15 protein-coding genes are annotated in these 13,683 nt (G+C 73.3%); 9 read left to right on the top strand and 6 right to left on the bottom strand.

Annotated elements, in window-relative coordinates:
- Nucleotides 1–67: 67 nt before the first annotated feature.
- Nucleotides 68–301, bottom strand: a complete 234-nt coding sequence (locus ACGFNF_RS03360) for a hypothetical protein (protein WP_074474066.1) — start codon at nt 299–301, stop codon at nt 68–70.
- 244 nt (nt 302–545) lie between these two features.
- Nucleotides 546–2,156 carry an RNA polymerase sigma factor gene (locus ACGFNF_RS03355; protein ID WP_357580739.1) on the bottom strand — a complete coding sequence of 537 codons (1,611 nt, stop codon included), beginning with the start codon at nt 2,154–2,156 and terminating at the stop codon, nt 546–548.
- A gap of 288 nt (nt 2,157–2,444) precedes the next feature.
- Here ACGFNF_RS03355 and ACGFNF_RS03350 point away from each other — a divergent pair, with 288 nt between their 5' ends.
- Nucleotides 2,445–3,260 (top strand): inositol monophosphatase family protein, encoded by an 816-nt coding sequence (locus tag ACGFNF_RS03350; RefSeq protein ID WP_393165456.1) that lies wholly within the window; start codon nt 2,445–2,447, stop codon nt 3,258–3,260.
- A gap of 47 nt (nt 3,261–3,307) precedes the next feature.
- Here ACGFNF_RS03350 and ACGFNF_RS03345 read toward each other — a convergent pair whose 3' ends face one another.
- Nucleotides 3,308–3,823 carry a LytR C-terminal domain-containing protein gene (locus tag ACGFNF_RS03345; protein WP_357578786.1) on the bottom strand — a complete coding sequence of 172 codons (516 nt, stop codon included), beginning with the start codon at nt 3,821–3,823 and terminating at the stop codon, nt 3,308–3,310.
- Nucleotides 3,824–4,258: 435 nt separating this feature from the next.
- Here ACGFNF_RS03345 and ACGFNF_RS03340 point away from each other — a divergent pair, with 435 nt between their 5' ends.
- Nucleotides 4,259–4,555, top strand: coding sequence for a DUF4193 domain-containing protein (locus ACGFNF_RS03340; protein ID WP_013284790.1), 297 nt, complete (start codon nt 4,259–4,261; stop codon nt 4,553–4,555).
- A 139-nt stretch (nt 4,556–4,694) separates the two neighbouring features.
- Complete coding sequence (locus tag ACGFNF_RS03335; RefSeq protein ID WP_393165454.1) at nt 4,695–5,564, top strand: hypothetical protein; 870 nt, start codon at nt 4,695–4,697, stop codon at nt 5,562–5,564.
- 172 nt (nt 5,565–5,736) lie between these two features.
- Here the strand turns inward: ACGFNF_RS03335 and ACGFNF_RS03330 are convergent, their stop codons facing one another.
- Nucleotides 5,737–6,237 (bottom strand): DUF3093 domain-containing protein, encoded by a 501-nt coding sequence (locus tag ACGFNF_RS03330; RefSeq protein ID WP_393165851.1) that lies wholly within the window; start codon nt 6,235–6,237, stop codon nt 5,737–5,739.
- Nucleotides 6,238–6,327: 90 nt separating this feature from the next.
- On the opposite strand from ACGFNF_RS03330, the gene dut reads away from it, so the two are divergent.
- The 4 genes from dut (at nt 6,328) to ACGFNF_RS03310 (ending at nt 8,823) form a co-directional block, all read left to right on the top strand.
- Nucleotides 6,328–6,906 carry a dUTP diphosphatase gene (gene dut / locus ACGFNF_RS03325; protein WP_151452450.1) on the top strand — a complete coding sequence of 193 codons (579 nt, stop codon included), beginning with the start codon at nt 6,328–6,330 and terminating at the stop codon, nt 6,904–6,906.
- 25 nt (nt 6,907–6,931) lie between these two features.
- Nucleotides 6,932–7,600 (top strand): DUF3710 domain-containing protein, encoded by a 669-nt coding sequence (locus tag ACGFNF_RS03320; RefSeq protein WP_357578749.1) that lies wholly within the window; start codon nt 6,932–6,934, stop codon nt 7,598–7,600.
- Between the two features lie 127 nt (nt 7,601–7,727).
- Complete coding sequence (locus ACGFNF_RS03315; protein WP_132233037.1) at nt 7,728–8,108, top strand: OB-fold nucleic acid binding domain-containing protein; 381 nt, start codon at nt 7,728–7,730, stop codon at nt 8,106–8,108.
- A 31-nt stretch (nt 8,109–8,139) separates the two neighbouring features.
- Nucleotides 8,140–8,823, top strand: a complete 684-nt coding sequence (locus tag ACGFNF_RS03310; RefSeq protein ID WP_357578750.1) for a DUF3159 domain-containing protein — start codon at nt 8,140–8,142, stop codon at nt 8,821–8,823.
- Nucleotides 8,824–8,833: 10 nt separating this feature from the next.
- Here the strand turns inward: ACGFNF_RS03310 and ACGFNF_RS03305 are convergent, their stop codons facing one another.
- Both ACGFNF_RS03305 and ACGFNF_RS03300 read right to left on the bottom strand, forming a co-directional pair.
- A complete protein-coding gene (locus ACGFNF_RS03305; RefSeq protein WP_132233250.1) occupies nt 8,834–9,523 on the bottom strand; it encodes a TrkA family potassium uptake protein in 690 nt (229 codons plus the stop codon).
- Between the two features lie 2 nt (nt 9,524–9,525).
- Entirely contained in the window at nt 9,526–10,191 is a 666-nt protein-coding gene (locus tag ACGFNF_RS03300; protein ID WP_151452454.1) for a TrkA family potassium uptake protein, read from the bottom strand.
- Nucleotides 10,192–10,353: 162 nt separating this feature from the next.
- On the opposite strand from ACGFNF_RS03300, the gene ACGFNF_RS03295 reads away from it, so the two are divergent.
- A complete protein-coding gene (locus ACGFNF_RS03295) occupies nt 10,354–12,429 on the top strand; it encodes an APC family permease (protein ID WP_393165451.1) in 2,076 nt (691 codons plus the stop codon).
- Nucleotides 12,426–13,679 (top strand): class I SAM-dependent RNA methyltransferase, encoded by a 1,254-nt coding sequence (locus tag ACGFNF_RS03290; RefSeq protein WP_393165449.1) that lies wholly within the window; start codon nt 12,426–12,428, stop codon nt 13,677–13,679. The genes ACGFNF_RS03295 and ACGFNF_RS03290 overlap by 4 nt, the downstream gene beginning before the upstream one ends.
- Nucleotides 13,680–13,683: the final 4 nt, after the last annotated feature.

Genomic DNA, 13,683 nt, shown 5'->3' with positions numbered 1-13,683 from the left:
ACGCAAAAAGCCGGCCGGAGGCCCCCTCAGGGGGCCTCCGGCCGGCTATGTCGTGGGTCTGCGGATCTCAGTTCGCCATCAGATCGGCGCCACGCCAGCTGAACTCCGGGTCCGTCGCGAACCGCACGGTGATCTTCACGAGATCCTCCGCGTACTTGTTCGCGTGGTGCCCACAGAACACCAGCTCGCTCCCACCCGCCAGAGTGATCCGGAGCTTGCCGGCAGCATTGCAGCGGTCGCACCGTTCATCGGCGGCTGGGGGAGCCACCGTCTCGGGCGGCGGCGTGAGGGTCGGGGTCATCGCCTTCCTCCTCTGGTCGTCACCGATGAACACTCTCTTCGGTCTTTGCTCACCTATCGTGCAACACCCTGTCCCGGCGCTGCCTTCCCTGTGTGCCCGCGGGGGACCGAGGTCACACATGGCAGGGACAGTGTGCCGTGCACCAAGGGTGCCACGTCAACGATCACAATCGTGCAACCGAACGATCACCTTCCGACGTTGCACGCCAGGTGGTCAAAACGACACGTTCGGTTGACGATCGCGATCAGTCCAGGTAGTCCCGGAGCACCTGCGAACGCGACGGGTGGCGCAACTTGGACATCGTCTTGGACTCGATCTGCCGGATGCGTTCCCGGGTCACCCCGTAGACCTGGCCGATCTCGTCCAGCGTGCGCGGCTGGCCGTCGGTCAGCCCGAAGCGCAGGCGTACCACCCCCGCCTCACGCTCGGACAACGTCTGCAGCACCTGCTGGAGCTGATCCTGCAGGAGCGAGAACGAGACCGCGTCGACCGCGACCACGGCTTCGGAATCCTCGATGAAGTCACCGAGCTGGCTGTCGCCCTCGTCGCCGATGGTCTGGTCCAGCGAGATGGGCTCCCGGGCGTACTGCTGGATCTCCAGCACCTTCTCCGGTGTGATGTCCATCTCCTTGGCGAGCTCCTCCGGGGTGGGCTCGCGGCCCAGGTCCTGGAGCAGCTCGCGCTGGATGCGGCCGAGCTTGTTGATGACCTCGACCATGTGCACCGGGATGCGGATCGTGCGGGCCTGGTCGGCCATGGCCCGGGTGATCGCCTGCCGGATCCACCAGGTGGCGTACGTGGAGAACTTGTAGCCCTTGGTGTAGTCGAACTTCTCGACCGCGCGGATCAGGCCGAGGTTGCCCTCCTGGATCAGGTCGAGGAAGGCCATGCCGCGACCGGTGTAGCGCTTGGCCAGCGAGACGACCAGCCGGAGGTTGGCCTCCAGCAGGTGGTTCTTGGCGCGCTCGCCGTCGCGCGAGATCCAGCCCAGGTCCCGCTGCATCTCGCGGGTGAGCTTCTCCTCGCCCTCGTCGGCCGCGCGCAGCCGCTCCGCGGCGTAGAGCCCGGCCTCGATCCGCTTGGCCAGCTCCACCTCCTGCTCGGCGTTGAGCAGCGGGACCTTGCCGATCTGCTTGAGGTAGGCCCGGACCGAGTCGGCGGAGGCGGTCAGCTCCGCGTCGCGACGCGCCTGCTTGAGCGCCTCGGACTCCTCGTCGTCCCACTCGAAGTCGTTGTCGCTGGCCGAGTTGGCGGCGTCGGTCTCGGCGGCGCGGGTCAGCTCCGCCGGCTCCTCGACGACCACGTCCTCGATCGCGGCGGCCAGCTCCTCCGGGTCGATGTCGCCCTCGGCGCCCTCGCCCTTGGCCTTGCCGCCGGCCTTGGCCGGCTTGGCGCCGGCCGCCGCGACCGTCGCCTTGGTGGCCCGGGTCGACTTGGTCGCCTTCGCGGGCGCGGCGGCCTTGGCGGCCACGTCGGCGGTGGTGCCGGTGGCCTTGCGCGGGGCGGCCTTGCGCGGGGCGGGCGCCGGGGCCTCGTCCGCGGCGGGCGCCTGCTTCGGGGCGGGCGCGACGGCCTTCTTGGTGGTCTTGGCGGTGGTGGCCCGGGACGCGGGGGTGGCCGATCGGGCGGCGGCGACGCGGCGGCGGGTGCTCGCCGAGCCGTCGACCACCACGGTCACTCCCGCCTCGGAGAGCGCCCGCAGGATCTTCTTGGCCTGGGCCGGAGTCACCTCGGCGGACTCGACGGTGCGCGCGAGCTGAGCCGACGTGAGCTGGCCGCCGGCGCTCTGCGCGTGGGCGATCAGAGTGTCGGTGAGCGAGCGAACGTCGGCGCCGGTCTGGCGGGGTTCTGTCACGAATGACCTTCCGGAGGCGAAGAGCGAGCACGGCCGGGTCGTCCGACGCAGAGCGGGGCACCTTGCCGGGCGATGTGGTTGAGGAACCCCCGTGTCCCGGGCCGGCCGGTCGTTGGCGGTCCGTCGCAGCGTGGGCAGGGGTGAATTGTAACGCCGTCTGCGGCGATCATCCCGCGCCGCACGGCGGACCGGCGGCGGGGACCGCCGATTCGACGTAGATGTGGACTTTGTAAGGATGGTACAGCGCGTGACCCGGAACACCCCGGCCGTGCGGGAAGGGGACGAACGATGAATCGCTCGGCGCCGGCGGAACTGCTGGACATCGCGGTCGAGGTGGCCCGGGACGCGGCCGCCACCGCGTACCGGATGCGGGTCGAGGGCGTCTCGGTGGCGGCCACCAAGAGCACGGTCACCGACGTGGTGACGGCCGCCGACCGGGCGGTCGAGCGGCAGGTGATCGACGCGCTGCGCCGGCTGCGGCCGGGTGACGCCGTCCTCGGCGAGGAGTACGGGGCGGGGGAGACCGGCCCGGTCGCCCCCGGCGGCGTCCGCTGGATCGTGGACCCGATCGACGGCACGGTCAACTACCTCTACGGGATCCCGCACTGCGCGGTGTCGCTCGCCGCCGAGGTCGACGGCGAGGTGGTCGCCGGGGTGGTGCGCAACGTCAGCACCGGCGAGGAGTGGACGGCCACGGCCGGCGGGGGCGCCTGGCGCGACGGCGAGCGGCTGCGCTGCTCGACGGAGACCGATCTCGGCCAGGCCCTGGTCGCCACGGGATTCGGCTACGACCCGGGGCGCCGGGCGCACCAGGCCCGGGTGGTCGCCGAGCTGATCCCGCACATCCGTGACATCCGCCGGTTCGGCGCCGCGGCGCTGGACCTCTGCCTGGCCGCGGAGGGCCGGGTGGACGCCTACTACGAGAAGGGGCTCGCCGCCTGGGACCAGGCCGCCGGTGCCCTGGTGGCGACCGAGGCCGGGCTGCTGGTCGCCGGGCTGGGCGGGCTGCCGGCCGGCCCGGACCTGGTGATCGCCGCGCCGGCGGCGCTGTTCAAGCCGCTGCACGACCGCCTCGCGGACCTGGACGCCTCGGGCGGTCCCTGACCGGCCGGCGCCGTGCCCCCGGCGGGACCGGGGGCACGGCGTGGTCGTCAGTCGTCCTCGGACGTCGGGCAGGACTCGGCCGGTGCGACCGGCGCGCCGAGGTCGCCCAGGGACTGGTTGACCTCGGTGGTGGTGGCGAGCTGCTGGAAGCCGCCGCCGAGCACCACGTCGACGACGTCGTCGGTGCGCTTGGCGTCGTAGTCCCACTCGGCGTTGTCGAGGAAGTACGCCCGCAGCAGGTGCGCCGAGCCGACGCCCTTCGGGCCGTAGCGCAGGACCGCGATGTCGTCGATGTGCTTCTTCTCGTTGCCGACCTTCTTGACCTGGAACTTGCGGTTGCGGAAGTCGTCCGCGACGGTGCTGGCCCGACCCGGTTCGTCGGTGGCGTTGTAGACGTTGATCTTGACGTCCTTGGGTTCCCGCAAGGTCACGTCGGCCATCGGCCAGCCCTCGGGGCAGCCTCCGGCGAGGCCGGCGCTGCTCTGGGTGTCGCGGACCAGTGCGACGACCACGAAGACGAGGGCCAGCACCGCCAGCAGGCCGACGACAACGAGTGCTCGCACTCGTGCAAAGCTCATCAGGGTGCTCCCCGGACAGTGGGTGGGTGGTGGCGGCCGCCGGTGGTCGGGCCGCCCCGCCGGCCGTCGAGTACGCCGCTGAGGTTAACGGTTGTCCGGCCGTCGCGTGGAAACAGCCGGACATGCCGGCGCGCCATCCGGGAACCGGGTAGTACTACCCCTATCTTCGTGTCGCCTGAGTCACATTGGGAACAACTTCGCGTGCGGGGGCGTACATCTCAGCCACGAGGGCGGTATACATGCCTCGCCAAATGGGGGGGTATGGTTCCGCGCTCGTCGGGTGTTCCTTGGGGATGCCTCCGTCCGTGCTGTCTTCGGGTCGGGTGACCGACACAAGTGGTGGCCGGCCAGCGGAACCGAAACAGCGTCGTCCGGCGTTACAACCGGAAGCGACAACATCGATATGGGAGAGTGAAACCGATGGCCACCGACTACGACGCCCCGCGTCGCGACGAGGTCGACCTCGGCGAGGACAGCCTGGAAGAGCTCAAGGCCCGACGCGTCGACTCACAGTCGGGCGCCGTGGACGTCGACGAGGCCGAGGTGGCCGAGAGCTTCGAGCTGCCCGGCGCCGACCTGGCGGACGAGGAACTCACGGTCAAGGTGCTGCCGATGCAGCAGGACGAGTTCCGGTGTGCCCGCTGCTTCCTGGTGCACCACCGCAGCCAGTTGGCGGTCGAGCGCAACGGCGACCTGATCTGCCGCGAGTGCGTCTGACACCGTGCGTCCGCACCAGCGGCGGCTCCCTCGTCGGGGCCGCCGCTGCCCGAGTCGCCGTGCGGCATTCCCGGGGACCTGCTTGACTCGTTGACGGGTGACCGTCATGACGACGTCGGTCCATTCGGGAGGTCGGGCCATGAGCGAGCGGAGCGAGTCCGGCGGCACGCGTGGCGCGGACCAGGGCCGCGCCGACGGCGCGGACGCCCCCGTCGCGCGGGACGACCACGCCGACGCGGTGCCTCCGCGCGGCGCGGACGAGCTGGGTGCCACCGTCGCGGCCCTGACCGCCGACGACGTCGCGCCGGCGCGCCGGCGGCAACTGCTCGGCCGGCTCGTCGGGCAGGCGCGGGCGCGTGGGCTGACCGACCTGTTCAAGCCGAAGAGCGCGGTGCGCTGGATGGTCGACACGGTCGCCGAGGTCGCCCCGCACGTGCCCGTACGCGACCTGGCCACCCTGCGCCGGCACTTCGACGGCCTGGACGGCGAGGCGTTGGCCGAGCGGCTGGTCCGCAACGCCGCGCGGACGACGGCCGGCATCGGCGCCGCCGGCGGGGGAGTGGCGGCGGTCGAGTGGGCGGTCGCCCCGACCCTGCTCTCCGCGCCCGTCCTGCTGGCCGCCGAGACGGTCGCCGTGGTGGCGGTCGAGCTGAAGCTGATCGGCGAACTGCACGAGGTCTACGGGGTCCCGGTGCCGAGCGGCGGCACGCAGCGGGCGGTCGCGCTGGTGCAGTCCTGGGCCGGCCAGCGGGGGATCAACCCGATGATGCCCGGTGTCGGCGTGAGCGCCGTGCTGGGCACCGCCGCGCGCAAGGAGCTGCGGGACACGCTGCTCAAGCGCTTCGGCCGCAACCTGACCACCCTCGGGCCCTTCCTCACCGGGGCGGCGGTGGCCAGCTACCTCAACCGCCGGGCCACCCGGACCATGGCGGACCAGCTCCGCAGCGACCTGCGTCGCCAGGCCAAGGCCCTGCCGGACGCCCCGCCGGCCCTCCCCGGCGCCCGCTGAGCGGGCGGCCGGCACCGAGCACGGGCCGGGTCCCGAACGCCGCCGGACAGTGCCGAGCGAACGGGCAGCGGCCCAACGGGCAGCGGCCGGACGGACAGCTCCCGGGCAGCCGGGGCCCGAGCGGAGGGACCGGCGTCGGGCAGCGGGACGGCGCGACCGGGCGCAGGACGGCTCAGGGCCGGGCGGCGTCGCGGGCGGCGAGGAGCGCCTCGGCCAGCTCGACCGGGCGGCGGGTGCTGACCACCCAGAACGGGGTGGGATCGGCCGGGTCGTCGAGGACCACCTGCACGGCGCCGGGGATCCACGGCCGCTGCACCACGAACGCCAGCGGGTCGGCGCCGACCCCGAGCACATCACGCCGGCCGGCGGCGTCCAACGGGACGACGTCGGCGACGAACCGGACGGGCAGCCGGGCGTCGTCCACCCGCAGCTCGTCGTCGCGTACGGCGATCCGGATCCGGCCCAGCCAGGCCAGGCCGGCGACGGTCGCCGGGAGCAGCACGACGAAGGGCAGCCAGGCGCGGACGCCGGGGGCGCCCATCCAGACCTCGAGGGCCAGCAGCGTAGCCGCGGCCAGGCCACCCAGCCACAGCCACCAGGGCAGACCGAGCCGCTCGGCGTGCTGCGGGGGCACCGCGGCGGGCGGCGCCGGGGACGGCGAGGATGGTGACAGGCTCACTCCTGCGAGGGTACGGCGCACGACGGGCGACGGAACCGGCAGGATGGCAGGGTCACCCCAGGAAACGGACGGAAGAGGAGAACCGTGACCGACGTCGTACCCGTGCCCGTACGGCAGCTCGACCCCGAGCTGCCGCTGCCGGCGTACGCCCATCCCGGCGATGCCGGCGCGGACCTGGTGGCCGCGGCGGACGTCGAGCTGCCACCCGGCGGCCGGGCCCTGGTCCCGACCGGCGTGGCGATCGCGTTGCCCGAGGGGTACGTGGGCCTGGTCCACCCCCGTTCGGGGCTCGCGGCCAGACTCGGCGTGACGGTGCTCAACGCGCCCGGTACGGTCGACGCCGGCTACCGGGGTGAGATCCTGGTCAACCTGATCAACCATGATCGGGAGACACCGGCGAAGATCTCCCGTGGTGACCGGATCGCGCAGCTCGTCGTGCAGCGGGTGGCACGGGCGGACTTCCGGCCGGTGGCCGAGCTGCCCGAGTCCCGGCGCGGGACCGGCGGCCACGGCTCCACGGGCGGCCACGCCGGCCTGGTGCCGTCCCCGGCGGACGGCGGGCAGGACGCGGCCCCGGAGGCACCGGACGGACGGCGGTCGCCGGACGTGCGACGGGAAGAGCGGGACCGGGCAGGCGGCCGGACGGAAGAGGTGGCAGGGTGAGAGCGAACAGCGGAGGGTTGGCGCAGTGATCTTCTCCCGGAAGCGGGACAGTGCCGGACGGCACGCCCGTGACGAGCGGACGACCGAGGTCCTCGACTCGCACGAGGAGTCGACCCCGGCCCGCGGCCCGTACGACATCTCCGAGGCGCCCGACGGGGTGCAGCGGCTCGACCTGGGCAGCCTGCACATCCCGGCGGTGCGCGACGTCGAGGTGCGGGTGCAGGCCGACCCGGAGGGCGTGATCCAGCAGGTCGTGCTCGTGCACGGTCCGAACGCGCTCCAGCTCGGTGTCTTCGCCGCGCCGCGCTCCGAGGGCATCTGGGACGAGGTGCGCGAGGAGATCCGCAAGTCGCTGTTCAACGACGGCGCGGCGGCCCAGGAGGTCCAGGGCGAGTACGGCATCGAGCTGCACGCCCGTGTGCGTACCCCGGACGGGCTGACCGACCTGCGCTTCGTCGGCATCGACGGGCCGCGCTGGATGGTCCGCGGCGTCTACCAGGGCGAGGTGGCCACCGACCCGGCCGCCGCCGGCCCGCTGGCCGAGTGCCTCGACGGCCTGGTGGTCGACCGGGGCCAGGAGGCCAAGCCGGTGCGCGAGCCGCTGCCGCTGCGGCTGCCCCGTGAGGTCGCCGACCAGGCGGTCCAGGAGGCGCCGGCCGACGGCAACCCCGCGCCCGCGCCCCGCGAGGCCTGACCGACAGTCACGACGCGCCGGGACCGGCCCCGTCGGCGTACGCTGGCGGGACGGTTCCGGCGTTGTCGGGATCGTCCCGGGCGCCGGCGACGTGTCGGCCCAGCGTGGAGAGGGTGACGCGGAGGTCATGTCGACCGACGAGGGCCGGGGTCCGCTGCGCCGCATGCTGCGACGGCTCACGGCGAGCGAGGCGGAGATCGAGGCGCAGGAGCTGCGCCGGGAGAGCGCCGAGCACGGCGGTGTTCCGGCCGGGCAGTGCACGCGGGGTCAGGTGGTCTCGGTGGCCGGTCGGCTGCGTACGGTCGTCTACACCCCGCGGACCAACCTGCCCACGCTGGAGGCGGACCTCTACGACGGCAGTGACGTGGTGACCCTGGTCTGGCTGGGCCGGCGGCACATCGCCGGGATCGAGCCCGGCCGGCACCTGACCGCGCGCGGCCGGGTGGCGGTGCGCGACGACCGCAAGGTCATCTACAACCCGTACTACGAGCTGGAACCGCCGAAGTGACCCGGTGGCCGCGGCGGACGGAAGGCGTGCGATGACGACGGGACAGCACCGGGCGGCACAGCCGGAGAGCGACCCGCAGGGCGAGGAGCCGCTGCCGACCCTCGCCGAGCAGATGGCCGACCAGCTCGGCGGCTGGCGGGGCCTGGTCGAGTCCAGCATCCCGGTGGTCGTCTTCGTGCTGGCCAACATCATCGGCGAGCTGCGGCCCGCCGTGATCGCCTCGGTGGTGGTGGCCCTCGCGATCGCCGGGCTCCGGCTGGCGCAGCGCCGCCCGGTCCGGCACGCGGTCAACGGGCTCTTCGGCGTCGCCGTCGGCGCCGCGATCGCCTGGCGCACCGGGGACGAACGCGACTTCTACCTCCCCGGCATCCTCTACGGCATCGGCTACGGGCTGGCGCTGCTGCTCTCGGCGGCGCTCCGGCAGCCCCTCGTGGGGTGGATCTGGTCGGTGCTGGTGGCCAAGGGCCGCTCGGAGTGGCGCGACGACCCGCGCCTGGTGCGCACCTTCACCGGGCTCACCGTGCTGTGGGGCGTGGTGTGGCTGGCCAAGGTGGGCGTGCAGGCGGGGCTCTACCTCGCCCACCAGGACACGGCGCTCGGCGTGGCGCGGCTGGTGCTGGGTTACCCGCCGTACGTGCTGCTGCTGCTGATCACGGTCTGGACGGTCCGCCGGGTCACCCGGGAGGCGGAGTCCGAGGCGCTGCCCGGCGGCTGAGGCCGCCGCCTCAGCGCTGCTCGCGGGTGCGCTCGACGCTGTCCGCCCCGAGCACCACCGCGCGGACCGCGTCCTCGACCTCCGCCGTGCACACGAAGATCAGCTCGTCGCCGGCCTCCAACGGGTCGTCCGGCGTGGGCACCAGCACCCGCTTGCCGCGCAGGATCGCCACCAGCGCCGAGTCGCGGGGCAGCGGGACCGCGCGCAACGGCTCCCCGACGTACGGGGCGGTCGGCGGCAGGGTGATCTCCACCAGGTTCGCCTCGCCCTGCCGGAACGTCATCAGCCGGACCAGGTCGCCGACGGTGACCGCCTCCTCGACCAGGGCGGCCATCACCCGCGGCTTGCTCACCGCGACGTCGACGCCCCACTGCTCGGTGAAGAGCCACTCGTTCTCGGCCCGGTTGACCCGGGCCACCACCCGGGGCACCGCGAACTCGGTCTTGGCCAGCAGCGAGACCACCAGGTTGACCTTGTCGTCCCCGGTGGCCGCGACCACCACGTCGCAGCCGGCGATGTCGGCCTCCTCCAGGCTGGCCAGCTCGCAGGCGTCGGCCAGCACCCAGTCGGCGGCCGGCACCCGGTCGGGGCGGAGCATCCTGGGCTGGCGCTCGATGAGCATCACCTGGTGGCCGTTGTCGATCAGCTCCTGGGCGATCGAGCGGCCCACGTTGCCCGCGCCGGCGATGGCGATGCGCATGCTCACAGCCCTCCTTCCGGCGGCGCCGCCGCCACCGACGTGACCGTCTCCGCGATGTCGTCGGTGACCAGCATGAAGAGCTGGTCGCCCTCCTGGACGACGCTGGAGCGGGTCGGCAGCGTGCCGATGCCGAAGCGGATCAGGTAAGCCACCCGGGCCCCGGTCGCCCCCTCCAGGGCGCGTACCGGCCGGCTGACCCAGTCCTTGTGCACCGGCACCTCGATGATCGACACCGTGCTCGTCGGGTCGCGGAAGATCTCCACGTTCCCCTCCGGCACCAGGTGCCGCAGCATCCGTTCGGCGGTCCACCGGACGGTGGCCACGGTGGGGATGCCGAGCCGCTCGTAGACCTGCGCGCGGCGCTGGTCGTAGATCCGCGCCGCCACCCGGGACACGCCGAACGTCTCCCGGGCGAGCCGGGCCGAGATGATGTTGGAGTTGTCGCCGCTGGAGACGGCCGCGAAGGCGTCCGCCCGCTCGATGCCGGCCTGCCGCAGCACCTCCCCGTCGAAGCCGGCGCCGGTGACGGTGATCCCGGCGAAGTCCGGGCCGAGCCGGCGGAAGGCGTCGGCGTCGTGGTCGATGACCGCGACCGAGTGCCCCCGGGACTCCAGGCTGTAGGCGAGGGTCGAGCCGACCCGGCCACAACCCATGATCACGACATGCACCGCGTCCCTCCTCAAGGTGCGCCACACCCGGCCGGTGAGCGTGCCGTCTGCGAGCCTGCCACGTTCCCGGCGCGAGTGCGGACCGACGGTACTCCGCCGCCGCGCCACGTCGTGATCGGCCACCCCACGAGGCACATCCGGGTGGTCGTACGCTTGGCCGTTGTGGCCAGACCCACCTCGCTGCTGAAGCGGCTGCTCCTCGGTCGACCGTTCCGGTCCGACCGGCTCAAGCACACGCTTCTGCCCAAGCGCATCGCGCTGCCCGTGTTCGCGTCCGACGCGCTCTCCAGCGTCGCGTACGCGCCCGACGAGATCCTGCTGACCCTCTCCATCGCCGGCGCCTCGGCGTACTTCTTCTCGCCGTGGATCGCCCTGGCCGTCGTGGTGGTGATGCTGACCGTCGTCGCCAGCTACCGGCAGAACGTGCACGCCTACCCCTCCGGCGGCGGCGACTACGAGGTGGCCACGGTCAACCTCGGGCCCCGGGCGGGGGTCGCGGTGGCCAGCGCGCTGCTTGTGGACTACGTGCTCACGGTCGCGGTCTCGGTCTCCTCCGGGGTGGCCAACCTGGGCTCGGTGGTGCCGTTCGTGGCCACCCACAAGGTGCTGATCGCGGTGACCGCGGTGGTGCTGCTCACCGCGGTGAACCTGCGCGGCCTGCGGGAGTCCGGCACGGCCTTCGCCATCCCCACCTACGGCTTCATCATCGTGATGGTCGGGATGCTGCTCACCGGCCTGGTCCGGGTCTTCGTGTTCGGCCACGACCTGCGCGCGCCCAGCGCCGGCCTGGAGATCCAGGCCGAGCACAGCGTCACCGGCTTCGCCCTGGTCTTCCTGCTGCTGCGCACCTTCTCCTCCGGCTGCGCGGCGCTGACCGGGGTGGAGGCCATCTCCAACGGGGTGCCGGCGTTCAAGGCGCCGAAGAGCCGTAACGCGGCCACCACGCTGCTGCTGCTCGGCACCATCTCGGTGGCCATGCTGGTCGGCATCATCTGGCTGTCCCGCCTCACCGGCCTGCAGTTCGTCGAGGACCCGAGGCTCCAGATCATCTCCGGCCCCGAGGGGTACGTGCAGAAGACCGTCACCACCCAGCTCGGGGAGACGGTCTTCGGCTCCGGCTCGGTGCTGCTCTTCGTGGTCGCCGGGGTCACCGCGCTGATTCTCTTCCTGGCCGCGAACACCGCGTTCAACGGGTTCCCGGTGCTCGGCTCGATCCTCGCCCAGGACCGCTACCTGCCCCGGCAGCTGCACACCCGCGGCGACCGGCTGGCCTTCTCCAACGGCATCGTCTTCCTGGCCGTGGCCGCGATCGTGCTGATCGTCGGCTTCCAGGCCGAGGTGACCAAGCTCATTCAGCTCTACATCGTGGGCGTCTTCGTCTCCTTCACGCTCTCCCAGGCCGGCATGATCCGGCACTGGAACCGGCACCTGAGGACCGCGCGGGACCCGCAGGCGCGCCGGCGGATGCTCCGCTCCCGGGCGATCAACACCTTCGGCATGGCGATGACCGGCGCGGTGCTGGTCGTCGTGCTCGTCACCAAGTTCCTGCTCGGCGCCTGGATCGCCATCGCCGCGATGGCGATGATCTACGTGCTGATGCTGGGCATCCGCCGGCACTACGACCGGGTCGCCGCGGAGCTGACCCCGCCGGACGAGGGCCGCGCCGTGCTGCCCGCCCGCAACCACGCCGTCGTGCTGGTCAGCAAGCTGCACAAGCCGACGCTGCGGGCGATCGCGTACGCCCGGGCCACCCGGCCGGACACGCTGACCGCGGTGACCGTCAACGTCGACGAGAAGGACACCCGGGAGTTGCAGGCGGAGTGGGAGCGGCGGGACCTGCCCGTCCCGCTGACCGTGGTCGACTCGCCGTACCGGGAGATCACCCGCCCGATCCTGAACTACGTGGCCGGCGTCCGCCGGGAGTCGCCGCGCGACGTGGTCACGGTCTTCATCCCGGAGTACGTGGTGGGGCGCTGGTGGGAGCACCTGCTGCACAACCAGAGCGCGCTGCGCCTGAAGGGCCGGCTGCTCTTCGAACCGGGGGTGATGGTGACAAGCGTGCCGTGGCAGCTCGCCTCGACCGCCGGCAAGGACCTGGACCGGCTGGACGCCACACTGAGCCGGGGGCCCGCACGCGGCCCCCGGGTCGCGCCGCGCGGCACCCTGCCGCCGAGCGTCCCGCCCGTCGTGTCCGCGCCGCCCGGCGAGAGCGGCCCGAGTGGTGGAGGTGAACGGTGAGCGCGCACGGGAACGGCCGCGGGCTGGAGGAGGCCGAGCGGGTCGAGCTGACCGTGGGGGCGGTCGCGCCCGGCGGGCACTGCGTCGCGCGGGTGGACGGCCAGGTGGTCTTCGTCCGGCACGCGCTGCCCGGCGAGCGGGTGGTCGCCGAGGTCACCGAGGTGCACAAGGGGTTCGTCCGGGCCGACGCGGTGAGCGTGCTCGAGGCCGCCCCGGACCGGGTCGAGCAGCCCTGCCCGTACGCGAAGCCGGGCCTCTGCGGCGGATGCGACCTGCAACACGTCGCCCCGGCCGCCCAGCTCGACTGGAAGGCGGCGGTGGTGCGCGAGCAGCTCACCCGCCTCGGCGGGCTCACCGACGCCGAGCTGGACGCCCTCGGCGTCCGGGTCGAGGCACTGCCTGGCGGGCCGCTCGGCTGGCGCTCCCGGGTCCGCTACGCCGTCGACGGGGCGGGCCGGGCCGGCCTGCTCAAGCACCGCTCGCACGAGGTGGTCCCGATCGACCGCTGCCTGATCGCCCACCCGGCGATCCGCGAGCTGCCCGTGCTGGCCCCGACCGGGGCGCGCTGGCCGGACGCCGACGCGGTCGAGACGGTCGCCTCCACCGGCGGGGACGTGGCCATGACCGCCGTCGCCGACGGGGAGCCCCGCACGGTGAGCGGCCCGGACCGGGTCCGCGAGGTGGCCGCCGGCCGGGAGTGGACGCTGCCGGCGTCGTCGTTCTGGCAGGTCCACCCGGCCGCCGCCGACACCCTGGTCGACGCCGTGCTGGAGCTGGTCGACCCGCGCCCCGGGGAAATGGCCTGGGACCTCTACGGCGGGGCGGGGCTCTTCGCCGCCGCACTCGCCGGCCGGGTCGGCGACGCGGGCCGCGTCACAGTGGTCGAGTCGGCGGCCCAGGGCGTCGCCGCCGCCCGGGAGAACCTGCGCGACCTGCCCCGGGTGGAGGTCGTGCCGGCCCGGGTGGAGACCGCGCTGGCCCGCCGCCGGATCACCGGCCCGGTCGACGTGGTGGTGCTCGACCCGCCGCGCTCCGGGGCGGGCGCCCGGGTGGTGCGCGACATCGTGGCCGCCGGTCCCCGCGCGGTGGCGTACGTGGCCTGCGACCCGGCCGCCTTCGCCCGCGACGTGCGCACCTTCGCCGGGCTGGGCTGGCGGCTGGCCGCGCTGCGCGGGTTCGACCTGTTCCCGATGACCCAGCACGTCGAGCTGGTCGGTCTGCTCCTGCCGCCCGACGGAGCCGCCAGCTAGCCTG

This window comes from Micromonospora sp. NPDC048868 (assembly GCF_043198195.1).
In the GTDB taxonomy this organism is placed as follows: domain Bacteria; phylum Actinomycetota; class Actinomycetes; order Mycobacteriales; family Micromonosporaceae; genus Micromonospora; species Micromonospora reichwaldensis.
Note: the sequence above shows the minus strand (reverse complement) of the source record. Positions and strands in the feature narration are given on the sequence as shown.